We start from the raw sequence: 23692 nt of genomic DNA on the forward strand, positions 1-23692 counted from the left end.
CCGTCTTATAAACCCTGCTCGACGAATGGAACGGTCAGCGCCAGCGCGCCATCCAGTGCGCCGGCGTCGACACCGCCGCCCTGCGCCATGTCCGGACGACCACCGCCCTTCCCGCCCACTGCCGCAGCAGCCTGTTTCATCAAATCACCGGCTTTGAGTTGGCCAGTCAGGTCCTTGGTTACACCTGCAACCAGTACGACCTTTTCCTCATGGACACTGCCGAGCAGGATCACTGCGCGGCCGAGTTTGTTTTTCAGCTGATCGACCAGCGCCAGCAGCGCCTTGCCGTCCTGACCATCCAGACGTGCAGCCAGAACCTTCACGCCCTTGACGTCGACTGCCGAGTTCGACAGATCGTCGCCCGCGGCGCTGGCAGCCTTGGCCTGCAACTGCTCGAGTTGCTTTTCCAGCGCGCGGTTGCGCTCCAGCACGGCCGACAGCTTGTCGATCAGATTGTCGCGGCTGCCCTTGACCAGGTTGGCCGCTTCCTTGAGTTGTTCTTCAGCAGCGTTCAAGTAGGCCAGTGCCGCAGCACCGGTGACTGCCTCGATACGACGCACGCCCGATGCCACACCGCCTTCGCTGATGATTTTCAGCAGGCCGATGTCGCCGGTACGGTTGGCGTGGATACCGCCACACAGCTCGACAGAGAAATCGCCGCCCATGCTCAGCACGCGCACGTTGTCGCCGTACTTCTCGCCGAACAGCGCCATCGCGCCTTTCTGCTTGGCGGTTTCGATGTCGGTCTCTTCGGTTTCAACTGCAGAGTTCTTGCGGATCTCGGCGTTGACGATGTCTTCCAGCGCTTTGATCTGCTCCGGCTTGATCGCTTCAAAGTGGCTGAAGTCGAAGCGCAGACGCTGGCTATCCACCAACGAACCTTTCTGTTGCACGTGCTCGCCCAACACCTGACGCAATGCAGCGTGCAGCAAGTGGGTGGCCGAGTGGTTCAGCGAGGTCGCGTGACGCACTTCGGCATCCACGTGAGTTTCCACCGGAGCGCCAATGGTCAGGCTGCCGGAATCCAGCACGCCGTGGTGCAGGAATGCGCCGCCAGTCTTGGTGGTGTCACGGACGTCGAAACGCGCGTTGCCCGCCTGCAGGAAACCGCAGTCGCCGATCTGGCCGCCGGATTCAGCGTAGAACGGCGTCTGGTTCAGCACGATCACCGCCTCTTCGCCTTCACTCAAGACGTCGACCGACTGGCCATCTTTATAGATAGCGACGATTTTTGCCGAACCGCTGGTGTCGGTGTAACCGGTGAACTCGGTGGCCACATCAACCTTGACCAGCGTGTTGTAGTCCAGACCGAACGAACTGGCCGAACGCGCACGCACACGCTGAGCTTCCATTTCACGCTCGAAGCCGACTTCGTCGACCGTCAGGCCGCGCTCGCGAGCGATGTCGGCGGTCAGGTCCATCGGGAAACCGTAGGTGTCGTAGAGTTTGAACACCACGTCGCCCGGCACCACGGTGCCTTTGAGTTCCAGCAGATCCTGTTCGAGGATCTTCAGGCCGTGCTCCAGGGTCTTGGAGAACTGTTCTTCTTCGGCCTTCAGTACGCGCTCGATGTTGCTCTGCTGCTTCTGCAGTTCCGGGAAGGCTTCGCCCATCTCGGCGACCAGCGCCGCCACGATCTTGTAGAAGAAGCTGCCGGTGGCGCCCAGCTTGTTGCCGTGACGGCAGGCGCGACGAATGATCCGGCGCAGCACGTAACCGCGACCTTCGTTGGACGGCAGCACGCCGTCGGCGATCAGGAAACCGCACGAACGGATGTGGTCGGACACCACTTTCAGCGACGACTGATCGCCATTTTCGCAGCCGATGGCTTCGGCCGAGGCTTTGAGCAGGTTCTTGAACAGGTCGATGTCGTAGTTGGAATTGACGTGCTGCATCACCGCACTGATCCGCTCCAGGCCCATGCCGGTGTCGACCGACGGCGCTGGCAACGGATGCAACATGCCATCGGCGGTGCGGTTGAACTGCATGAACACGTTGTTCCAGATCTCGATGTAACGGTCGCCGTCTTCTTCCGGCGAACCCGGTGGGCCGCCCCAGATGTGGTCGCCGTGATCGTAGAAAATCTCGGTGCATGGGCCGCACGGGCCGGTATCGCCCATGGTCCAGAAGTTGTCGGAGGCGTAAGGCGCGCCTTTGTTGTCGCCGATGCGGATCATGCGCTCGACCGGCACGCCGATCTGCTTGGTCCAGATGTCATACGCTTCGTCGTCGGAGGCGTAGACGGTGACCCAGAGTTTTTCCTTCGGCAGTTTCAGAACGCCGGTCAGGAAGGTCCAGGCGAAGGTAATCGCGTCGTGCTTGAAATAGTCACCGAAGCTGAAGTTACCGAGCATTTCGAAGAATGTGTGGTGACGAGCGGTATAACCGACGTTTTCCAGGTCACTGTTCTTGCCACCGGCACGCACGCACTTCTGGCTGCTGGTTGCGCGGGTGTACGCGCGCTTTTCCTGGCCCAGGAAGCAATCCTTGAACTGGTTCATCCCCGCGTTGGTGAACAGCAGGGTTGGGTCGTTGCCCGGAATCAAAGAGCTGGAGGCTACACGGGTGTGGCCTTGCTCTTCGAAGAAGCGAAGGAAGGCTTCACGGATTTCTGCGCTTTTCATTAGGTTCTTCCACGGAGGCTGCGGCCAAAGGCCTGTACGAAACGTCAACAGACGAAACGACGGCAAAGGGCCGCATTATATCGGCCCTTCGCGTGGGGTACAGCGTGTTTATACGATAGTAACGGTCAATTGGGCGGCTAACGCTGTCACTTGCGCGAAAACTCGACGAATGTCGCGATCACTTGCTCGATTTGCGAGCGACTGACGTCCATGTGCGTGACCATGCGCAAGCGCGCCGCGGCGCTCAACTTGATCCCGCGTTTGGCGGCAAACGCCTTGAGCGCTTCAGCCTGATCGCCCATTTGCACGTAAACCATGTTGGTCTGCACCGGCTCGACGCTGAACCCGGCCTCGCGCAAGCCTTCGGCCAAAAACTGTGCGTTGGCATGGTCATCCGCCAGGCGCTCGACGTGGTGATCCAGCGCATACAGTCCCGCCGCCGCGAGCAACCCGGCCTGACGCATGCCGCCGCCAACCATTTTGCGCAGACGCCGGGCCTTGCCGATCAGTTGCTCAGTGCCACACAGCACCGAACCGACCGGCGCGCCGAGGCCCTTGGACAGGCACACCGACACCGAATCGAAATGCCGGGTGATTTCCCGGGCATCCACCCCGAGCTTGACTGCCGCGTTGTACAGCCGCGCGCCGTCCAGGTGCAGCTGCAACCCATGGTCCTGGGTGAATTGGCGCGCGCGGGCCAGATACTCCAGCGGCAGCACCTTGCCTTGCATGGTGTTTTCCAGCGCCAGCAGACGGGTACGGGCGAAATGGAAGTCGTCCGGCTTGATCGCTGCCGCCACGTGAGCCAGATCCAGCGAACCGTCGGCCTGCACTTCCAGCGGCTGCGGCTGGATCGAACCGAGCACCGCCGCGCCACCGCCCTCGTACTTGTAGGTGTGCGCCTGCTGGCCGACGATGTATTCGTCGCCACGTTCGCAGTGCGCCATCAGGCCCAGCAGATTGCTCATGGTGCCGGTTGGCACGAACAGCGCGGCGGCGAAGCCCAGGCGTTTTGCCAGTTCCGCCTCCAGACGATTGACCGTCGGATCTTCGCCGTACACATCGTCACCGGTAGCCGCCGCAGTCATCGCGTCGAGCATGGCAGGAGTCGGTTGGGTGACGGTGTCGCTGCGAAGATCGATAACGCTCATGAACCTGGCCTCAGAGTCAGCAGGGGAAATCCCTTTTCGAAGGTGAATTACTGCGGTCATGGCGCCGATTAATCAACCCCTGAGCGCGAAAAGGTCAGGTTACTTCTTGCGAACACGCCATCCATGTGGGAGCGAGCCTGCTCGCGAAAGCGGTCTGTCAGTGACACATCTGCTGACTGACACACCGCCTTCGCGAGCAAGCCCGCTCCCACAGGTTCTGTGCAAGGCCGGAAAATCTGTGATAAAAACGCTGCGCCGCCCGAGAAAGGGCGGCAAAAACGTTCTCAGGGCGGGGTGTAATTCCCCACCGGCGGTAATTGCGCGCAATGCGCATAGCCCGCGAGCGCTTGGCGACGACACGGCATTGGCGGTGATCGGCGGCAAGGTCAGCAGACCCGGTGTGATTCCGGGGCCGACGGTCATAGTCCGGATGAAGAGAGAACGGGATTGACGCCAAAGGGCCGCCCGCGCGCTTGTGTGCTCGTGCGTACCCTTGAATCCCTTTCGATTCATAACGCCCTGTTTTTCACACAAACAGGAGTCAGAACATGCAACCCACCGCTATCGACAGCAAAACCAAACACCCTCACGGCGAGCGCGTTGCGTTCATCCAGGCCTGCTGGCACAAGGAAATCGTCGACCAGAGCCGTAAAGGCTTCGTCGCCGAAATGCTGGCCCAGGGTTATCAGGAATCGGACATCGACTTTTTCGAAGTCGGCGGCGCCTTTGAAATGCCTCTGCACGCCAAGTTGCTGGCCAAAACCGGTCGTTATGCCGGCATCGTCGCGGCGGCGCTGGTCGTGGACGGCGGCATCTACCGTCACGAGTTCGTTGCCCAGTCCGTGGTCAGCGGCTTGATGCAGGTGCAACTGGAAACCGAAGTGCCAGTGTTCTCGGTGTCCCTGACCCCGCATCACTTCCATGCCGGTGAAGAACATCAGAAATTCTTCTTCGAGCACTTCGTGCACAAGGGTCAGGAAGCGGCGCGGACTTGCGCGGATACGCTGCAGAAGGTTCGTGCGCTGCGTCGCAGTGAGCCGCGTGCGGTCGCCGTCTGATAGACCATGAGTGAGGCTTTTGGTCTCACTCATTCCCCTGTGGGAGCGAGCTTGCTCGCGAAAGCGGACTGACAGCCAACTCAAATGTTGAATGCCAGATTGCATTCGCGAGCAAGCTCGCTCCCACAGGGTTATATATCAGACCGGAAATTGGGTCAGGCGAGATGTTCGTCGGTGGCAGGCACGATCAGGATGCCGGCACGTAAGCCGTTCTTGACCTTGGGATTGGGGAAGATGATCCGCGCGCCCTGCTCCTCGATGATCCATCGGGTATTGGCCAGATCTTCGGCCAGCACATAACCCACATCCAGCTCGGAAAAGTTTTCGATGTCCGCCGGCAGGTTCAGGCGGAACGCATCGCTGTGCTTGATGATTTCCCGGGCGACGCTGAACAGCTGCAAACCATCCAGACCTTCTGCAGCCAGATCCGGCTCATTGCCTTCGATGATCTGCTTCAGACGGGTTTCCAGACGTGAAACATCCACCCCTTCGTTCTGCCCGAACGGCCGCGCCTTGCCCAGTTCCAGGGTGAAGGACTCGGCGCCGAGCTTGTCGTAGGTGTAGGAGCTGAAAACGATCGACGGCTTGTTCTGCAGCAATACCGCTTCCATCCCGGCGGCGCGCAGGCGCGCCAGTTCGCGGCGCGAATGCTGGCGACCTTCTTTCCACGGGTACAGCGCGAACTGCTCGATCTTCGAACCACGAATCGCCGTGTGCAGGTCATAGTGCAGGCGCTGACGATCCGGCAGGCTGAAGAAACTTGCCGCCAGCCGTTCCAGCTCGCAGGCGCGGATGGCTTCGGAACCGCTGGTTTGTTCATGCCGGCCGTTGAACAGCCGATTGACGTCCTGCTCGACGAAGCGCTCGCCTTTGCGAATCGCTTCCGGGTTGCCGAACAGGAACAGAATGCGTGCACGCGGCTTCAGATCGCCGCGAGCGATGTCATGCAGCAGCCGATCGAGCAACTCGATCGGCGCTGTTTCATTGCCGTGGATGCCTGCCGACAGCAGCAGGTCCAGGCCATTGTCGCGCGCTTCGGGTGGCCGGACTTCCAGCGCACCCTCGCTCAACCAGCGCATGCGCACGCCTTCGACAGTCAGTTGAGTCTTCTCCGCCGGTTCGCGGCCGGCGAGGGTCAGTTCAAGCAGTTTGCCGAGGGCGAGCATAGAGCGGTTTCCTTAGTGGTCGTGGTTGCAATCCGGGCCGTGCACATGTTCCTCGTCATCGCCGAGGTCAGCCGGTTCCATTTCCAGTTGCAGACTTACCAGATTAGTTGCCAATGGGCGCAGCAGCAGGTTGGCGTACTCTTCGTCACCTTCCTCGACGTCCACGCCGATCAGCAGTTGGCCACGGCCGTCCTGCTGGATCCACAGCTCTTTGCCTTGCCACATGACCGCGACGCGGGTGCACGAGGTTTGCAGTTGCGTGCCGTCGGTGTCTTCAAGGATCAGCTGCAGGGAATCGCTCATGTTTTTACTCTCTTGGGTAGACAAGCCGCGCGCCGCGTTCAGGCGACGCGCCGGCCGTCAATTGATCTGGAATGGATAAACCGCGCCCAGTTTAAGGATTTGCGTCAGTTCATCCAGTGCCGTCCGGCATTCAAGCAGCAACTGCGGGTCCGCCAGATCGGTTTCGCTCAGGCGGTCGCGGTAGTGCTTTTCAACCCATGCGGTCAACGAACCGTACAACGGGGCCGTCATGATAACCCCTGGATTGACGGCCGCCAGCTCGGTTTCGTTGAGCGCGACGCGCAGTCGCAGGCACGCCGGGCCACCGCCGTTCTGCATGCTTTGCTTGAGGTCGAAGACTTTCACTTCGCGGATCAGGCCGCCGGAGCTGGTCAGCCCTTGCAGGTAGTTCCACACGCGCTCGTTGCCACGGCATTCTTCCGGCACGATCAGCAGCATCGAGCCATCCGGACGCGACAGCAGCTGGCTGTTGAACAGGTAGGAGCGCACCGCATCGTCCACAGTGACCGCCGAACGCGGCACGCAGATCGACTGGAACTTGCCGCCGACCTTGGCCAGTTTGCCCTGCAACTCGGCCAGCATCTGCTCGGTGTCGAGGAACGCATCCTCGTGATAGAACAGCACCTCGCCGTTACCCACCGCGATCACGTCGTTGTGGAATACGCCCTGGTCGATCACCGCCGGGTTCTGCTGCGCGTAAACCACGCCTTCGTCACGCAGACCGTGCAGCCGCGCCACCGCTTGCGAGGCTTCCAGGGTCTGGCGCGCAGGGTACTTCTGTGGCGCCGGGTAACGGGTGTCGAACGCACTGCGACCGAACACGAAAAACTCGACACCGGCCTCGCCGTACTCACGGCAGAAACGCGTGTGGTTGGCCGCGCCTTCGTCACCGAACTGCGCAACGGCTGGCAGTGCGGCGTGATGGGCGAAGTGCTGCTGATCGGCGAACATCGCGCCGAGCACGCGGCTGGTGGTCGGGTGTTCGATGCTGCGATGGTATTTGCAGTTGAGGTTGGCGGCGGTGAAATGCACGCGACCGTCAGCGGTGTCGGCACTCGGGCTGACGGTGGCGGCGTTGGCCACCCACATGCTCGACGCCGAGCAACTGGCAACCAGCAACGGCATGGCTTCCTTCGCGGCGCGCTCGATCACTTGCGCGTCGGTGCCGCTGAAACCCAGACGGCGCAGAGCGGCCACGTCCGGACGCTCCTGCGGCGCCAGCACGCCCTGCTGAAAGCCCATTTCCATCAGCGCTTTCATTTTCGCCAGACCTTGCAGCGCCGCTTCCTTCGGGTTCGAGGACTGCTGGCTGTTGCTCTGGGACGCAACGTTGCCGTAGGACAGACCGCCGTAGTTATGGGTCGGCCCCACTAGACCGTCAAAATTGACTTCATAGGATTTCATCAGCGAGGCTCCACGAGAATCTGTTGTTATAGGCTTCAGTAACTAACTGTTCAGTGCGACCGCGTCGCGGCCTTCGCGAGCAAGCTCGCTCCCACAGGGATCTCATCGCCCTTGTGGGAGCGAGCTTGCTCGCGAATGGGCATCACACCATTTTGATGCCAGGCGTCAGGGCCGCAGGCAACACCAGGCTCGGCGTTTCCAGCGAGGCCACCGGGTACGCGCAGTAATCCGCCGCGTAGTAGGCGCTGGCGCGATGGTTGCCCGAAGCCCCGACACCGCCGAACGGCGCGCTGCTCGCCGCACCGGTCAGCTGTTTGTTCCAGTTGACGATGCCGGCGCGGCTTTCCAGCCAGAACTGCTGATAACGCGCTTCGGAATCCGACAGCAAACCCGCCGCCAGACCATAAGCGGTATCGTTGGCCTCAGCGATCGCCGCAGCAAAATCGGCGTAGCGAATCACCTGCAGCAACGGGCCGAACAGCTCTTCGTCCGGACGCTCGGCCACCGCCGTCACGTCAAGAATGCCCGGGGTCAGCAATGCCGACTGCGCCTGCGGCTGCGTCATCTCCAGCAACGACACCGCGCCATTGGCCAGCAGATGTTGTTGGGCATCCATCAGCGCTTTCGCCGCGCCAAGGGAAATCACCGAGCCCATGAACGGCGCCGGCTGTTGATCGAACGCACCGACTTCAATCGTCGAGCTGACTTCCACCAGACGCTTGAGCAGGCTGTCGCCCCACGCGCCTTGCGGCACCAGCAGACGACGCGCACAGGTGCAGCGCTGACCGGCGGAGATGAAGGCCGACTGAATGATCGTGTACACCGCCGCGTCCAGATCAGCCACCTGATCGACCACCAGCGGGTTGTTGCCGCCCATTTCCAAAGCAAGAATCTTGTCCGGACGCCCGGCGAACTGCTGGTGCAGGTGATTGCCGGTGCGGCTGGAGCCAGTGAAAAACAGACCGTCGATGCCCGGGTTCGCGGCCAGCGCGATACCGGTTTCGCGAGCGCCTTGCAGCAGGTTCAACACACCGGCCGGCAGACCGGCTTCGATCCAGCACTTGACCGTCAGCTCGGCGACTTTCGGCGTCAGTTCGCTTGGCTTGAACAGCACGCTGTTGCCCGCCAGCAGTGCCGGCACAATGTGCCCGTTCGGCAAGTGGCCCGGGAAGTTGTAAGGGCCGAACACTGCAACCACACCGTGCGGCTTGTGGCGCAACACAGCAGTGGCGTCGCCCAGCGGGCCGCTCTTCTCGCCGGTACGCTCGCGGTAGCTCTGCACCGAAATCGCGATCTTGTTGACCATGCTGGTGACTTCGGTCGCAGCCTCCCACAGAGGCTTGCCGGTTTCCTCGCCAATGGTGCGGGCCAGTTCGTCGCTGTGGTTTTTCAGGGCGGCAGCAAAGGCTTCGAGCACGCTGATACGCTCGTCCAGCGAACGCCGCGCCCAGCCCGGAAACGCCTGACGCGCAGCCTGCACGGCGGACTCGACCTGAGCGGCGGTGGCGCCCTCCCCCGACCACAGCACTTGCTGGGTCACCGGGTTCAGCGACTGAAAGGCTTCACCCTGACCGGCCAGCCATTCACCTGCGATGTATAGCGAATTCATTATTTCGACTCCCGAGCAGCAGACAACGCCACGGCGCGCACTTGATCGCCGGCGTTGAGTTGAAGACGTTTGGCGGTCTGCGGATCAACCACCAGCGTGCCAGCGGCCAGACGGGCCGGCGCAGCTGTGATGCGGCAGTCTTCGCGCTTGCGGTTATGGATGATGAACGGCGTGGCGTCATCGCCCGGCGTACCGATCGCCAGCACCAGCGCTTCGCTGTCGCGGACTGCGCGGATCTTGCTGGTTTCGCATTCGATGGCCGGGCCGGCGTCGAAGATGTCGACGTAACCCTGATAGCTGAAACCTTCGCTCTTGAGCATCGCCAGCGCCGGCTCGGTGTCCGGGTGCACTTGGCCGATGACGTTGCGCGCATCCGGTGACAGGAAGCAGGTGTACAGCGGGAATTTCGGCATCAGTTCGGCGATGAACGCCTTGTTGCCAACCCCGGTCAGGTAATCGGCCTGGCTGAATTCCATCTTGAAGAAGTGCCGGCCCAGGCTCTCCCAGAACGGCGAGCGTCCGGCTTCATCGGAGACGCCGCGCATCTCGGCGATGATCTTGTTGCCGAACAGCTCAGGGAACTCGGCGATGAACAGCATGCGCGCCTTGGACAGCATGCGGCCGTTCAGACCGGTGCGGTAATCGGCGTGCAGGAACAGCGAGCACAGCTCGGAGTTGCCGGTCAGGTCGTTGGCGAGGAACAGCGTCGGAATCTCGCGATAGATGTTCAGCTCTTGCGAGGCGCTGACGGTCAGGCCGACGCGGAAGTTGTACCACGGCTCACGCAGACCGACCGCGCCGGCGATGGCGGAAATCCCCACCACGCGACCGTTGTCGTCTTCGAGCACGAACAGGTAGTCCGCATCGCCACGGCCGGCTTCGCCGCGAAAGGTCTTCTCGGCCCAGCCGACCCGGTGGGTCAGGCGCTCTTCGTTGGCCGGCAAAGTGGTCAGGCCGGTGCCGGTGCTGCGGGCCAGGTCGATCAGCGCGGATAAATCGCTGCTGCGTACGGGACGAACAATCATGCTATCTCCTCAAACGGGCCGCCTTCGCCACCCGTGAAACTCGCTAAGGCGTTAAACCGCCACCAGGCGCACGCTGGCACCTTCACCGACGCCCAAGGCTTCGGCTGCTTCCAGATCCAGGGTCACCGGTTTGCCCGGCGCGTAATCGAGTTCCAGCAGCACCGCGCGGTAATCCTGCAACTGCGCGTTGGCCACCAGATACTGGCGCCCGGCGCCTTTGACCGGCTCGCCGATCTTCACCGGCACTACACGGCTCTGAGCGATCGAACGGATCCCCGAAACACGCGCATGCAGGGTCGGGCCACCGTCGAAAATGTCGATGTAGTGATCGGTCTCGAAGCCTTCGCGCATCAGGATGTCGAAGGTGATCTGCGCACGCGGGTGCACCTGGCCCATCGCTTCTTGAGCGGAGTCCGGCAGCAGCGGCACGTAGATCGGGTAATGCGGCATCAGCTCGGCGAGGAACGTGCGGCTCTTCAGGCCGCACAGGCGCTCGGCCTCGGCGTAGTTGAGGTCGAAGAAGTTGCGACCGATGGCATCCCAGAACGGCGAGTCGCCGTTCTCGTCGCTGTAGCCGACGATCTCGGTCACCACCGAATCAGCGAAACGCTCCGGGTGGCTGGCGACAAACAGCAAGCGACCACGGGAGTTGAGCTCAGACCACGGCGAACCGACCAGCTCGCGTTGCACGTAGAAACTGGTCAGCAGGCTGTTGCCGGTCAGGTCATGGCATTGCGAGAGCACGTGGATCTTGTTGTGGATCTTCAGCTCGCGGGACGCGTGGACGAAGGTCTCGTTGCGGAAGCTGTAGAACGGCTCCGAGTAACCGGCCGAGGCAACGATCGCCGAGCAGCCGACCAGTTTGCCGGTGGCGGTGTCTTCGAGGACGAAGAAGTAGCTCTCTTCACCGTTGAAGCTCACTTCGGCGGCGAACGAGGCTTCGCTTGCGGCGATCTTGTCGCTCAGGCGTTCCACGTCATCCGGCAAGGAAGTGACACCAATCGGGCTGTCCGCGGCCAGACGCTGTACCTCGCCCAGATCAGCCATTTGCGCAGGGCGCATCACCAGCATGGTGTCACTCCTTTCTCTTATAAAAATCACAGAAAAAACACCGAACATTGTGGGAGCGGGCTTGCTCGCGAATGCGGTGTATCAGTCAGCGTAGATGTCGACTGACACACCGCATTCGCGAGCAAGCCCGCTCCCACATTTGATATTGCCCGGTATCAAAAATTGGGTTCGACGCCCAAATCCTCGGGCGTCGAAGGGTCTATCAGGCTTGCGTCAGTGTTGCTGCGGCGCGTTCGAAGCGGTCCAGACCGGCGTCGATATCGGCATCTTCCACCACCAGGCTCGGGGCGAAACGAATCACGTCCGGGCCGGCCTGCAGAATCATCAGGCCTTCTTTTTCAGCGGCGTTGAAGATGTCCTTGGCCTTGCCTTTCCAGGCTTCGCTCAGCACACAACCGATCAACAGACCGAGGCCACGCACCTGAGTGAACAGGCCGTACTTCTCGCCGATCTGCTGCAGACGGGTCTTGAATTTGTCGTGCTTGGCGTTGACGCCGTTCAGCACCTCAGGGGTGTTGATCACGTCGATCACTGCCTCGGCGACGGCGCACGCCAGCGGGTTGCCGCCGTAGGTGGTGCCGTGGGTGCCGACGACCAGATGCTTGGCCAGCGCTTCGGTGGTCAGCATCGCGGCGATCGGGAAACCACCGCCCAGGCTCTTGGCGCTGGTCAGGATGTCCGGGGTCACGCCGTAATGCTGATAGGCGAACAGGTGGCCGGTACGGCCCATGCCGGTCTGCACTTCGTCGAACACCAGCAGCGCGTTGTTCGCGTCGCACAGTTCGCGGGCACCTTGCAGGTAAGCCAGCTCGGCCGGCAGTACACCGCCCTCGCCCTGGATCGGTTCGAGCACGACCGCACAGGTCTTGTCGGAAACCGCCGCTTTCAGCGCGGCCAGGTCGTTGTAAGGGACGTGGGTGATGCCGGTGATTTTCGGACCGAAACCGTCGGAGTACTTCGACTGGCCACCGACGTTGACGGTGAACAGGGTACGGCCGTGGAAGCTGTTGAGCGCGGCGATGATCTCGTACTTCTCGCTGCCGAAACGGTCGAACGCCACGCGACGGGCCAGCTTGAATGCGGCCTCGTTGGCTTCAGCGCCGGAGTTGCAGAAGAACACGCGCTCGGCGAACGTGGCGTCGATCAGCTTGTGCGCCAGGCGCAGGGCCGGCTCGTTGGTGAACACGTTGGATACGTGCCACAGCTTGTTCGCTTGCTCGGTCAAGGCACCGACCAGCGCCGGATGCGCATGGCCCAATACGTTAACGGCGATGCCGCCGGCAAAGTCGATCAGCTCGCGGCCGGCCTGATCCCAGACGCGGGAACCGGCGCCACGCACCGGAATGAAAGCGGCAGGCGCGTAGTTGGGAACCATTACCTGGTCGAAATCGGCGCGTTGTACCGCAGCGTGCTCAACGGACATCGGAGTCTCCTGATGAGGGCCACCCGCCTGAAACTGGCGAGCGATGGGGGGATTGTAAGGACAGTTTTCAGCCCGGCCTTGCCGCCAAGCGACAACTTCTTATAGCGCAAACCCCGGATTTTCCCGGGTTTACGGCAATGCGACATATAGCGTCGCAAAGGCGCAGTTTAAACTGCACGCCGCCGTTTGCGCAGACGTACTCGGGATCTTACGCAAGAGAGTTTTATGGGGTGCGGTATATATGTACCGCACATCGAATCAATGGCCGGTGTTTGCTATGGACCTTTCCCAGGCAAATGGCCTCACCCCATGATTCACGAAACCACCTCCACCCTCGCGACACTGCCCGACGCACTGCTGCTTCCCCGGCAGGACGCACACTATCAACCGCTGCTCCAAGCCATTCCGACATGGTTGAGCAAGGCTGCAGCACACAAGCGCGAAGCTTTGAAACAGGCCAGTCCTCTACTGCCCGTCAGCCTCGTGCGAGCATCGCGCAACGACCATGAAAAGCTGCGCACGCTGAATGCCGCGCACTGGACTGCACACAACCGAGTCGAGCAAAGCCTTGTACGCCTGCAAGACGCCAAAACCTTCGCCGAACCGTTACTGCGCGCCGAGCTGCAAAAACGCTTTGGCCTGCTGCTGGATGTCAGACAGGTTTTCCTGCGCCTGTACCTGCCAGCTCATGTTCCGTGGCTGCGAATCAAATCGGGCGCCGCGCGCACCTGGACCGTCTCGCTGCTGGACGCCGCGCTGCACAATTTTGAAAGCAGCGAGACCACCGATGACGCTTTCGAACCCGCTTCGGCCTATATCAGCCAGCCTTCACCCGAAGGCCGGTTCCGCCTATTGCCGGGCATGCTTGAGTCGATGCCGATCATCGCCTTCACCCGCCTGTGCCGCGAACTGGATATCGGCCGGCGCTACAGCGTGTATCTGCAAGACAACCTGGGCTTGAGCAATCCGCTGGTCGCGGCGGTGCTGCAAGCCAGAGTCTACGCAAGCGAAAAAGCCGCGCTGGTCGCTGCCCTGCAGATGGCCTACATGCAAAAAAACCTCGGTGCCGATGTGCATCGCCTTATTCTCGGCCTGCTCGATGGCTTGCAGCATTTGCGCCTCAATCGTCAGGCGTGGCAATGCCATGCGCTGACGATGCTGGACGCCAGCCTGACCGGCATCGCGCTGTTCGCGCCGAACCTTGAAGCAGCAAACGCGCCAGCGCGGGTGGTGGTGTACATTCCCGATGACCCGCTGCACCCGATCAAGGAGTACGCCAGCACCGGCGCCTTCACCGAGGAGCTGGCCCAGCGCCTGCGCGATCCGCAATACCAGGCCTTTTTCAGCCGCTTTATCGAGCATGCCGAGCGCGGTCATTTTTTCGGCCGGTTGAACAACCTCCTCGGCCCTGTCACCTGGCAACCGGTACAGACCGGCGACCCGCGCCCCACCTGGCGCGAGACCTCGACTGAACGCCCGCTCCTGCAAATAGCCGCGACCCCGATTCGCGCTGAGCTATTCACGTATCTGTACCAACGCAAGCTCGACAAGATGCTCAACGATGCCCGCGTCGTCGCCGTTTCGACCGCCACGGTCGATCGCAAAGCGCGCTGGGCACTCTGGGATTCCTTCACCGAAATCGCCCAGACCCTGCTCAATATCGTCGCTTTCGTCGCCCTGCCATTCGTGCCGTTTCTCGGTGAACTGATGCTCGCCTACACCGCCTACCAGATGCTCGACGAGGCGTTCGAAAGTATCGTCGACTGGGCCGAAGGACTGCCACGTGAAGCCCTCGGGCACTTCATGGGCGCCGTGGAATCCGTTGTGCAAGTCGGCACCTTTGCAGCCGGAGGCGTCATCACGGCCGGCGAGTTTCGCGCGCTGCTGCCGAGCGATGTCGTCAAGTTCATCGACCGCTTCATTCCGGTGAAGGCCGCGAATGGCAAGACCCTCTACTGGAAGCCCGACCTGCGCCCCTACGAATTGCCCGGCGCCTTGCCCAAAGACCTGCAAATCGACGCATTGGGCCTGCAACACCACCAAGGCAAAACCCTGCTGCCCCTGGGACAAAAGCGCTATGCCGTCAGCCGCGCCGCCGAAACGGGCGCGCATCGCATCGACCATCCGACGCGTCCCGAGGCCTACAAACCGGCCCTGCGGCACAACGCCGCCGGCGCCTGGCAAACCGAACTCGACCAGCCACTGGGCTGGGACCGCGCCACCGTGCTGAGCCGCAGCAGCCCGTTGATGCAGCGTCTTCCCGCCGAGCTGCAAGAACGCCTGCTGAACATCAGCGGCTGCGAAGAAAACGCCTTGCGCCAGATGCATGTCGAGCTCGGTCAGTTGCCACCGCTGCTGGTCGACACGCTCGAACGCTGGCAGATCGACCAGGACCTTCAATTGTTCATCGAACAGGTCGGCAGCCACCGTGCCGAGGACTACCTCAAGGCCGATCCCGCCAGCCAACTGCAACTGCTGTTTGACCACGGCCACTGGCCCGCCGACTGCGGCCTGAAACTGATTGATCGCCAGGGGCGAACCCTGTGGCGCAGTCCCGTCGCCGATGTGCCATTCATCCAGATTGAAGGAACACGGCTGGACGATGGCGACCTGCTGAAAACCTGGCTGCGACGTCTGACCCCTGCACAAAGAAACACACTGCTGGGCGAAGCACCGCAGGCACCGGCCCCCACACCAGAGGCGGCTGCCACGCGCCTGCGCCAAACCGTTGCCGAACTGGCGCAACAGCAGCGCCAACGCCTGTTCGAAGATCGCTATCGCCAACTGCAACGGGGTGCCGGCGCGCTGACCCAGGCATTGATGGACGCCGAACCCGACCTGCCCAGGCATCTGGCCCAGGCAATCGTCGAAACCGCGAGTGACGCCGAGTGCCAGCAACTACAGCGCTCGACGCTGTCCCAGCGTCTGGTCGAACTGACTCAGGAGGCGCGCCTGCAAGTGCGCGCAAGCCGAGCCCTGGAGGGCCTGACGCTGAAAGCCACAGCGCACAATCTCGACACGGATCGCCTGATCCTGCACACACTGCCACGCCTGCCGGGCTGGTCGGATTCGTTGCGCCTTGAGGTCAGGCATTACAGCCGCAACGGGCGCCTGCTCGACAGCATTGGCCCGCAGAGCGCTACCATTCGCAGGACACTGGTGCTGACTGAACAGGGTGATTATCAGCCCTTCGATGAGACCGACCAACCACTGCGCACCTCCGGCTCACTGTCCTCCAGCCTGCTGCAAGCCTTGCCAGACACCGAGCGCTCGGCGCTGAACATCGGCACTGGCGAAATGACCGAGTTCGAACAGCTGATTCGCCAACACTCGTTGCCCCGGGAAACGCTACTGGCACTGCTCGCACAAAACCCGAACCGCAAACCTGCCTACGACCCGACGATCATGCGCTTGCGCGGAGGCGCCACCGGCCATCGGCGCATGCCCACCGACACGCCGACCTTGCAAACACACGCGCACTGGCTGCTGCCGCACTTGCTTCCGGAAGAGCTGGAAGAATTTGTCACCCGCCTGCAACGCCACCCGAATGGCCCGCGCAGCGAGCTGTACCGGTTGATCACCGAGCGTCAGCGCCTGGTCGCAGTCCTTGATCCGTGGGTCGATGCGGTGCCCCAAGTGCACCCGGAAACCGGGGTCCAGCTCAACACCGAGCAGTACGCCATCCAGCGCCAGCGCCGACGGCAAATGCGCGTCGACCTCATCGACTGCTGGAAGCAACAGGTGGTGCTGCCGGAAGACACCGAGCACACGATCGACCTGCGCCTGTCCCATCCGATTCTCGGCGAGCTGCCGCAAGTGGAGGTCAATTTCAGTCACGTGGATTACCTGACGATCGAAGGTGTCGCCGGCACTCGGGGGGTGCACAGGTTCCTCAACAACTTCTCCGGCCTGCGGCGCCTGGTGTTGCGCAGCATGCCTCTGGGCGAACTGCCGCAAGCCATCAACCGTTCACCGCAACTGCGCGAACTGGTGCTCAGCGAGTGCGGCATTACCCTGACGCCCGAAACTCAAGCAACACTGGCAGCCCAGACAAATCTGAAAATCCTCGACCTGTTCCATAACCCGCTGGGCCTTGCGCCCAACGTCGAGAGAATGGCCAGGCTGAGTTACATCGACGTCTCGGAAACCGGCATTTCGACGCTGCCGGCCGGCCTGTTGTCGCGCCAGCAACTGCGCACCGCATTGCTCAATGACAACGCGATCGAAGCGTTACCCCCGGCACTTTTCGAACTGCCCAACAACATTCCGGAGGGCTTCGACCTCGGGGGTAACCCGATCGGTGCCGCAGACCGCGAACGGATCAAACATCACTTCAATCAAACCCGTCAGGACTTCGGCGTACTGGCCGAGACCGCCGACCTGCAGCGCGTACAAGCGCTGTACACCCAGATGGATCAGGAACAGGCCAGCGAGCTCTTCTACCTGCTGCCCGGCACGCTGGCTGAGGGCCGAGTCGAGCTGACGCGCCGCGAGTCCGAGTTTCGCAACATGAGCGACAGCCTCGCCGACTGGAGCACCGAACACCCCTTGCTGCATCCGATCAGTGGCGAACCCTTTACCCTCGAAGAGGTACTGAACGAGCAGGAAGCACGCCTCGAATTCAAGAACCGCATCGAACAGAGCTGGCGCCGGGAAACCGAACAGGATGAATTTGATCAGGACAGCCAACCGCTCTACGACCTGAACCTGTCCATGACCATCAGCGGTGATCTGCCCGCGCTCAACGCTGACTTTTCCCACCTCACGCATCTCTACATGAGGAGCCGACCGGGACACACCTCCGGCACTGCGGAGTTTCTGCAGACCTTTCCCAACCTGAAGGCGCTGACGCTCTACCAGTTCCGGCTCGAACAGATTCCTGCGGCGATATTCCGGATGGCCGACCTCAGCTACCTGTCGCTCTCGGAATGCCACATCACCCTGACCCGCGAAACGGCTCTGGAGCTGGCGCAAATGGAGCGTCTGGATCATCTGGATCTGAGCGACAACCCACTGGGAGAAGTTCCGGATGTCAGCCAGATGAGCGACCTGTCGACTCTGCTGCTGGACAACACCGGCATTACCGGCCTGCCCCGTGGCTTGCTGCAACTCGAACATCTGGATGTCGTCGCGCTGGATGGCAACGCCATCAGCGATATCCCCAGCGACATCCTTGAACTGCCCGAGGAGCGCGCAGACAAAATCAACCTGCGGGACAACCCGCTCTCTGAAATCAGCATTCAACGGCTGATCGCCTACTTCAGAAAATACCGCATCGACTTTGGCGTGGAGGCGGTCATCGACCGGGCGGAAATGGAGGTGTCGACGTCCGAAGAATCCGAAGCCGACGAGTGATGTTCAGCGCGATTGGCCGGGACGCTCAACCGCGCTCCGGCGGCACCGACGACAGTTCGAACGGACTGCTGCTGCGCCGCTGGTTGCGATCTTCCCGCGGCGTGGCGCCGAAGAAGTTGCGATAGGCACTGGAGAAATGCGGCCCCGAGGAGAAACCGCAGGACAGGCCGATCTGGATGATCGACTTGCTGGTCTGCATCAACATCTGCCGGGCCTTGTTCAGGCGCAGTTCCAGGTAGTACTGGCTCGGCACGCGGTTGAGGTATTGCTTGAAGATCCGCTCCAGCTGCCGACGGGACACGCACACGTGCTGGGCGATTTCGTCGGTGGTCAGCGGCTCTTCGATATTGGCTTCCATCAGCAACACGGCTTGCGTGAGCTTCGGATGGCTGGAACCGAGGCGGTTCTGCAATGGGATGCGCTGACGCTCGCCGCCCTCGCGGATGCGCTCGACCACCAGTTCTTCGGAGACCGCACCGGCCAGTTCTGCCCCATGATCACGGGCCAGCACCGCCAGCAGCAGGTCGAGAACCGACATGCCGCCACACGCGGTCAGGCGATCGCGATCCCAGTCGAACAGGTGACTGGTGGCGATGACTTTCGGGAAGCGCTCGGCGAAATCGTCCTGCCAGCGCCAGTGCACGGCCGCGCGGTAGCCGTCGAGCAGACCGAGTTGCGCCAACGGATACACGCCCGCCGACAGGCCACCGATCACGCAACCGGCACGCACCAGTTGCTTGAGCGCGCTGTTGAGTGCCGGGGCCAGGGTGGTCGGCGGCTCGTCGGCGAGCAGGAACAGTTTCTGGAAGTGTTCCAGCTTGCCGGTCCAGGCCTCGCCGGGCAGTTGCCAGGCGCCTTCGGCCGTGGCTTCGGTGCTGGCTTCGGCCTGCAGGAACGACAGCTCGTAAACCACCTCCGGGTGCACCCGCTGAGCAACACGCAAGGCCTCCTCCGCCAGCGCCAGCGTCAGAGCTTTAGTGCTGGGCCAAATCAGGAAACCAATTCGATGGGCAGTCATGGGCGGGCAATCCGAAACGAAGAACGGTGATGAGGCAAGGGCCAATGCTAGCCCGTAATCGAAACTGTCGCAGATCCATTGTGGGAGCGGGCTTGCTCGCGAATGCGGTAGATCAGACACCAATGATGTCGACTGAAACACCGCTTTCGCGAGCAAGCCCGCTCCCACAGAGGGCCGAGCAAGTCTTCAGGTCGCGAAGCATGACCTAATTTGGTGCATAACGGGAGCGATTACTTGAGGCTACCCGACAGGAATTGTTGCAAGCGCTCGGATTGCGGATTGACCAGCACTTCGCGCGGGTTGCCGCTCTCTTCCACCACACCTTTGTGCAGGAACACCAACTGGTTCGACACTTCACGGGCGAAGCCCATTTCGTGCGTGACCACGACCATGGTGCGGCCTTCCTGAGCCAGCGCTTGCATCACTTTCAGCACGTCGCCAACCAGCTCCGGGTCGAGGGCCGAAGTCGGCTCGTCGAACAGCATCACTTCCGGCTCCATCGCCAGCGCACGGGCGATCGCCACACGCTGCTGCTCGCCACCGGACATGTGCCCCGGGAACGCATCTTTACGATGGGCCACGCCAACCTTGTTCAGGTAGTGCTCGGCCTTCTCGCGCGCTTCAGCCTTGGACACGCCCAGTACGTGGACCGGCGCTTCCATGATGTTTTCCAGCGCGGTCATGTGCGACCACAGGTTGAAATGCTGGAACACCATCGACAGGCGCGAGCGCATGCGTTGCAGCTGTTTCGGATCAGCGGCTTTCAGCGCGCCGTCCTTGTTCGCCACCAGCTTCAGCTCTTCGTTGTTGAGCAGGATCTTGCCCGCGTGCGGCTGCTCAAGCAGGTTGATGCAGCGCAGGAAAGTACTTTTGCCGGAGCCACTGGAGCCGATGATGCTGATCACATCGCCGGCTGCCGCTTTCAGGGACACGCCCTTGAGCACTTCGTGACTGCCATAGCGTTTATGCAGGTCTTGGACTTCAAGTTTGTACATGCGGTCGGTTCTCACAAAAACAGTCAGTCAGTCGTTGAGCAAGCGCCCGTGACGCAGCGCTTCGCGCCCCGCCACCTTGGCCAGCCAGAAACCGGGTTGGGCATAGCGCAGCCGTTCAATGGCAAACAGCACCCCGGACGTACCAGCACACACCGTGCTGACCCGATCGGACACAGGGTCGATCACTTCGAAAATCTCATCCCCGGCGTCAACCCACTCGCCGGGTTTACGCAGAAAACTCACCACACCGGGGTGCGGTGCCAACAGTAATTCAGTGCCTTCGAACGGCATGCCTTCGCACGCTTCGTTGGCCGGCTTCGGCCACTCGCCCGTGATCAGGCCCTGCTCGGCAAGGAACGCCAGAATGCCTTCGGCCCAGGCCACCGCATCCGCGCGGTCGGTATTGGCCTGACCGCCGAGCTCGACGGTAGTCGCCAGGCACGCCAGCGGAATCTGCGCGTCCGGGAACTGCCGCGACAGGCGCAGCCACGGCAACGAGCACGCTTCATCGAAGGAGCTGCCGCCGGAATCTTCCGCCAGCAAACCGACCTTCACATTCAGGTGCGCGGCCAGCGAACGCCACTGCGGCCAGTGCTGCGGCAGCGCATACATATGCAGCGCGGCTTCAGCGTCGCAATGCAGATCGAGCACCACGTCGGCGGTGCAGGCGTGGCTGAGCAAAACGCGCTGCATGCCTTGCAACTGGCTGCTCGCCTCGGGCAGTGCCGCCAGATGATCAGCCATGGCCTGACGGATCAGGCGAATGTTGGCGTGTGGATCGTCACCGAGACGGTCGGCCAGCGCCGCCGCAACCGGCGCGCTCAGCTCGACGAAATCACGGTTGAAATTCTTGCCGCTGCCCGCCTCGAAACGCCCCTGATGATTGCCTTGCAGCAATTGGCCGAGGCCCAGCGGGTTGGCGACCGGCACCAGTTCGATCACACCGTTGAGCAGGCCTTGGGCTTCGAGTTCGCCGAGGCGCTTTTTCAGCTCCCAGGCGGTGCGCATGCCCGGCAGTTCGTCAGCGTGCAGGCTGGCCTGGATGTAAGCCTTGCGCTCGCCGCTGCCGAAGCGGAAGACCGAGATCTTGCGCTCGCTGCCCAGGTGGCTCCACGGCAATACGTGGTCGATGCGTTCCATATCAGTGCTTCCGCGGGGCCAGGTAGCTCAACCAGCGGCGCTCGGCCAGCTTGAACAGCTTCACCAGAATGAAGGTCAGGCACAGGTAGAACACGCCGGCGGTGATGTACGCCTCGAACGGCAGGTAGTACTGCGCGTTGACGGTACGGGCCGCGCCGGTGATGTCGATCAGGGTCACGATGGACGCCAGGCTGGTGGTCTGCAGCATCATGATCACTTCGTTGCTGTACTGCGGCAGCGCCCGGCGCAGGGCCGATGGCAACAGGATGCGCTTGTACAGTTTGAAGCGCGACATGCCCATGGCCTTGGCGGCTTCGATCTCGCCGTTCGGCGTGGCCTTGAGGCTGCCGGCAATGATCTCGGCGGTGTAGGCGCTGGTGTTGATCGCGAACGCCAGGCACGCACAGAACGTTGCGCTGGACAGCCACGGCCACAAGAAGCTTTCACGTACTGCTTCGAACTGCGCCAGGCCGTAGTAGATCAGGAACAGCTGCACCAGCATCGGCGTGCCGCGAATCACGTAGGTGTAGAGCCACGCGGAGCCGTTGACGATCGGGTTCTTGGAGACGCGCATCAGGCCCAGCGGCAGTGCCGCCAACAGACCGAACAACAGCGACAGCGCGAGCAGTTTGAGGGTGGTCAGCAGGCCGCCGAGGTACAGCGGCATGGCCTCCCAAATGACGTTGTAGTCGAAGATCATAGATCAGCCGCCCTTACGCCTACCGAGTAGCGCTTCTCAAGGTGACGCAGCGCCAGCAACGAGACACTGGTAATCACCAGGTACATCGCCGCCACTGCGAGGAAGAAGGTGAAAGGCTCGCGGGTGGCATCCGCCGCCTGCTTGGCCTTGAACATCATGTCTTGCAGACCGACCACTGAAATCAGCGCGGTGGCCTTGGTCAGCACCAGCCAGTTGTTGGTGAAACCAGGGATCGCCAGACGAATCATCTGCGGCACCATCACCCGGAAGAACACCTGAAAACTGCTCATGCCGTAGGCCATGCCGGCTTCAGCCTGGCCCTTGGGGATCGCCATGAACGCGCCACGGAACGTCTCCGACAGGTACGCACCGAAGATGAAACCGAGGGTGCCGATACCGGCGGCCAGCGGGTTCAGGTCGATGTAGTCGTCATAGCCGAGCATCGGCGCGACGCGGTTGAGCAAGTCCTGACCGCCGTAGAAGATCAGCAGGATCAGCACCAGGTCGGGAATCCCGCGGATCACCGTGGAATACAGATCGCCCAGCCACGCCAGCCAACGAATCGGCGACAGGCGCAACGCGACCCCGATCAGCCCGAGAACGATGGCCAGGGCCATGGACGACAAGGCGAGCTGAAGCGTCAGCCATGCGCCATCGAGGATGACAGCCCCGTAGCCTTTCAACATGATTCAGGTCCTCGAAAGTTGGGATGAAAAAATGGCGCAAACCGCAGAGATCCTGTTGCTTGCGCCATTTCTGACTTGTCGCAGAGACGTGTTACTTGCCGTAGATATCGAAGGCGAAGTACTTGTCCTGGATGGCTTTGTATTTACCGTTTTCACGGATGGCCGCGATGGCCGCGTTGATCTTGTCTTTCAGCGCGTCGCCCTTGCGCACAGCGATGCCCACGCCGTCGCCGAAGTATTTGACGTCGGTGAACTGCGGACCAACGAAGGCGAAGCCTTTGCCGGCATCAGTGTTCAGGAAGCCGTCCTGCAAAAGGGTGGCGTCAGCCACGGTACCGTCGAGGCGACCAGCGGCCACGTCGAGGTAGATTTCGTTCTGCGAGCCGTATGGCTTGATCTCGGCACCCAGCGGGGCCAGGACTTCGCGAGCGAAACGCTCGTGGATCGAACCACGTTGCACGCCGATGTTCTTGCCCTTGAGCTCAGACAGGTTGTCGCTGACAACGGTGCCTTGCTTCATGACCAGACGGGCCGGGGTGTTGTAGTACTTGTTGGTGAAGTCCACGGATTTCTTGCGGTCTTCAGTGATCGACATGGACGACAGGATCGCGTCGATCTTGCGCACTTTCAGTGCCGGGATCAGACCGTCGAACTCTTGCTCGACCCACACACACTTGACCTGCATCTGCTCGCACAGGGCGTTGCCGATGTCGTAGTCGAAACCGACGATGCTGCCATCCGGCGCTTTGGAAGCGAACGGAGGGTAAGCCGCTTCGATACCGATCTTCAGAGGTTTTTCATCAGCGAAGGAATTCAGCGACAGCACGGACAGTGCCAGGGCGCCAAGCAGCACAAGTTTCTTCATCTTGGGACTCCATCGGTAAAGGGCAAAAACGGCAGAGTGAGCGACAGCCCAATATGCGAATGGGTGAATCGGGAAAGCGGCGCAGCATCGGTGGGAAAT

The 23692-nt window shown here is 61.7% G+C and carries 17 protein-coding genes and 1 riboswitch; of the genes, 2 read left to right on the forward strand and 15 right to left on the reverse strand.

What is annotated here, in order from left to right; genetic code table 11:
• Nucleotides 1-5: 5 nt before the first annotated feature.
• A complete protein-coding gene (gene alaS, locus ACVHNU_RS17750) occupies nt 6-2624 on the reverse strand; it encodes an alanine--tRNA ligase (RefSeq protein WP_473017958.1) in 2619 nt (872 codons plus the stop codon).
• A gap of 146 nt (nt 2625-2770) precedes the next feature.
• Nucleotides 2771-3775 (reverse strand): low-specificity L-threonine aldolase, encoded by a 1005-nt coding sequence (ltaE, locus tag ACVHNU_RS17755; RefSeq protein ID WP_473017959.1) that lies wholly within the window; start codon nt 3773-3775, stop codon nt 2771-2773.
• Nucleotides 3776-4051: 276 nt separating this feature from the next.
• Nucleotides 4052-4222: riboswitch (FMN riboswitch) on the forward strand.
• Nucleotides 4223-4323: 101 nt separating this feature from the next.
• On the opposite strand from ltaE, the gene ACVHNU_RS17760 reads away from it, so the two are divergent.
• Nucleotides 4324-4833: a 6,7-dimethyl-8-ribityllumazine synthase gene (locus ACVHNU_RS17760; RefSeq protein ID WP_047599675.1), complete on the forward strand. Its 510-nt coding sequence runs from the start codon at nt 4324-4326 to the stop codon at nt 4831-4833.
• A 155-nt stretch (nt 4834-4988) separates the two neighbouring features.
• Here ACVHNU_RS17760 and astE read toward each other — a convergent pair whose 3' ends face one another.
• The 7 genes from astE to ACVHNU_RS17795 form a co-directional block, all read right to left on the reverse strand.
• Nucleotides 4989-5999, reverse strand: coding sequence for a succinylglutamate desuccinylase (gene astE / locus ACVHNU_RS17765; RefSeq protein WP_473017960.1), 1011 nt, complete (start codon nt 5997-5999; stop codon nt 4989-4991).
• A 12-nt stretch (nt 6000-6011) separates the two neighbouring features.
• Nucleotides 6012-6302 carry a hypothetical protein gene (locus ACVHNU_RS17770; protein ID WP_003227270.1) on the reverse strand — a complete coding sequence of 97 codons (291 nt, stop codon included), beginning with the start codon at nt 6300-6302 and terminating at the stop codon, nt 6012-6014.
• A 57-nt stretch (nt 6303-6359) separates the two neighbouring features.
• Entirely contained in the window at nt 6360-7706 is a 1347-nt protein-coding gene (gene astB / locus ACVHNU_RS17775; protein WP_003227272.1) for an N-succinylarginine dihydrolase, read from the reverse strand.
• A 142-nt stretch (nt 7707-7848) separates the two neighbouring features.
• On the reverse strand, nt 7849-9318 hold the full coding sequence (astD, locus tag ACVHNU_RS17780; RefSeq protein ID WP_473020080.1) for a succinylglutamate-semialdehyde dehydrogenase: 1470 nt from the start codon (nt 9316-9318) through the stop codon (nt 7849-7851).
• Nucleotides 9315-10340 carry an arginine N-succinyltransferase gene (astA, locus tag ACVHNU_RS17785; RefSeq protein WP_003227276.1) on the reverse strand — a complete coding sequence of 342 codons (1026 nt, stop codon included), beginning with the start codon at nt 10338-10340 and terminating at the stop codon, nt 9315-9317. The genes astD and astA overlap by 4 nt, the downstream gene beginning before the upstream one ends.
• Nucleotides 10341-10391: 51 nt before the next feature.
• Entirely contained in the window at nt 10392-11411 is a 1020-nt protein-coding gene (aruF, locus tag ACVHNU_RS17790; protein ID WP_007951057.1) for an arginine/ornithine succinyltransferase subunit alpha, read from the reverse strand.
• 202 nt (nt 11412-11613) lie between these two features.
• Nucleotides 11614-12834, reverse strand: a complete 1221-nt coding sequence (locus tag ACVHNU_RS17795; RefSeq protein ID WP_103522294.1) for an aspartate aminotransferase family protein — start codon at nt 12832-12834, stop codon at nt 11614-11616.
• 309 nt (nt 12835-13143) lie between these two features.
• Here ACVHNU_RS17795 and ACVHNU_RS17800 point away from each other — a divergent pair, with 309 nt between their 5' ends.
• Nucleotides 13144-18189 carry a dermonecrotic toxin domain-containing protein gene (locus ACVHNU_RS17800; protein ID WP_473017961.1) on the forward strand — a complete coding sequence of 1682 codons (5046 nt, stop codon included), beginning with the start codon at nt 13144-13146 and terminating at the stop codon, nt 18187-18189.
• 25 nt (nt 18190-18214) lie between these two features.
• On the opposite strand, the gene argR is transcribed toward ACVHNU_RS17800, so the two are convergent.
• The 6 genes from argR to ACVHNU_RS17830 all read right to left on the reverse strand — a co-directional run bounded on the left by argR (nt 18215) and on the right by ACVHNU_RS17830 (nt 23593).
• On the reverse strand, nt 18215-19207 hold the full coding sequence (argR, locus tag ACVHNU_RS17805) for a transcriptional regulator ArgR (RefSeq protein ID WP_473017963.1): 993 nt from the start codon (nt 19205-19207) through the stop codon (nt 18215-18217).
• Between the two features lie 230 nt (nt 19208-19437).
• The gene (locus tag ACVHNU_RS17810; RefSeq protein ID WP_003227281.1) at nt 19438-20202 is read right to left on the reverse strand and encodes an ABC transporter ATP-binding protein; all 765 of its coding nucleotides are present in this window, start codon (nt 20200-20202) and stop codon (nt 19438-19440) included.
• 27 nt (nt 20203-20229) lie between these two features.
• On the reverse strand, nt 20230-21342 hold the full coding sequence (locus tag ACVHNU_RS17815) for a M14 family metallopeptidase (RefSeq protein WP_473017965.1): 1113 nt from the start codon (nt 21340-21342) through the stop codon (nt 20230-20232).
• Nucleotide 21343: 1 nt separating this feature from the next.
• The gene (locus ACVHNU_RS17820) at nt 21344-22042 is read right to left on the reverse strand and encodes an ABC transporter permease (RefSeq protein WP_226499590.1); all 699 of its coding nucleotides are present in this window, start codon (nt 22040-22042) and stop codon (nt 21344-21346) included.
• A complete protein-coding gene (locus ACVHNU_RS17825; RefSeq protein ID WP_003227287.1) occupies nt 22039-22728 on the reverse strand; it encodes an ABC transporter permease in 690 nt (229 codons plus the stop codon). The genes ACVHNU_RS17820 and ACVHNU_RS17825 overlap by 4 nt, the downstream gene beginning before the upstream one ends.
• A gap of 91 nt (nt 22729-22819) precedes the next feature.
• The gene (locus tag ACVHNU_RS17830) at nt 22820-23593 is read right to left on the reverse strand and encodes an ABC transporter substrate-binding protein (RefSeq protein WP_473017966.1); all 774 of its coding nucleotides are present in this window, start codon (nt 23591-23593) and stop codon (nt 22820-22822) included.
• Nucleotides 23594-23692: the final 99 nt, after the last annotated feature.

It is taken from the genome of Pseudomonas sp. Ors-4-3C (assembly GCF_055755035.1).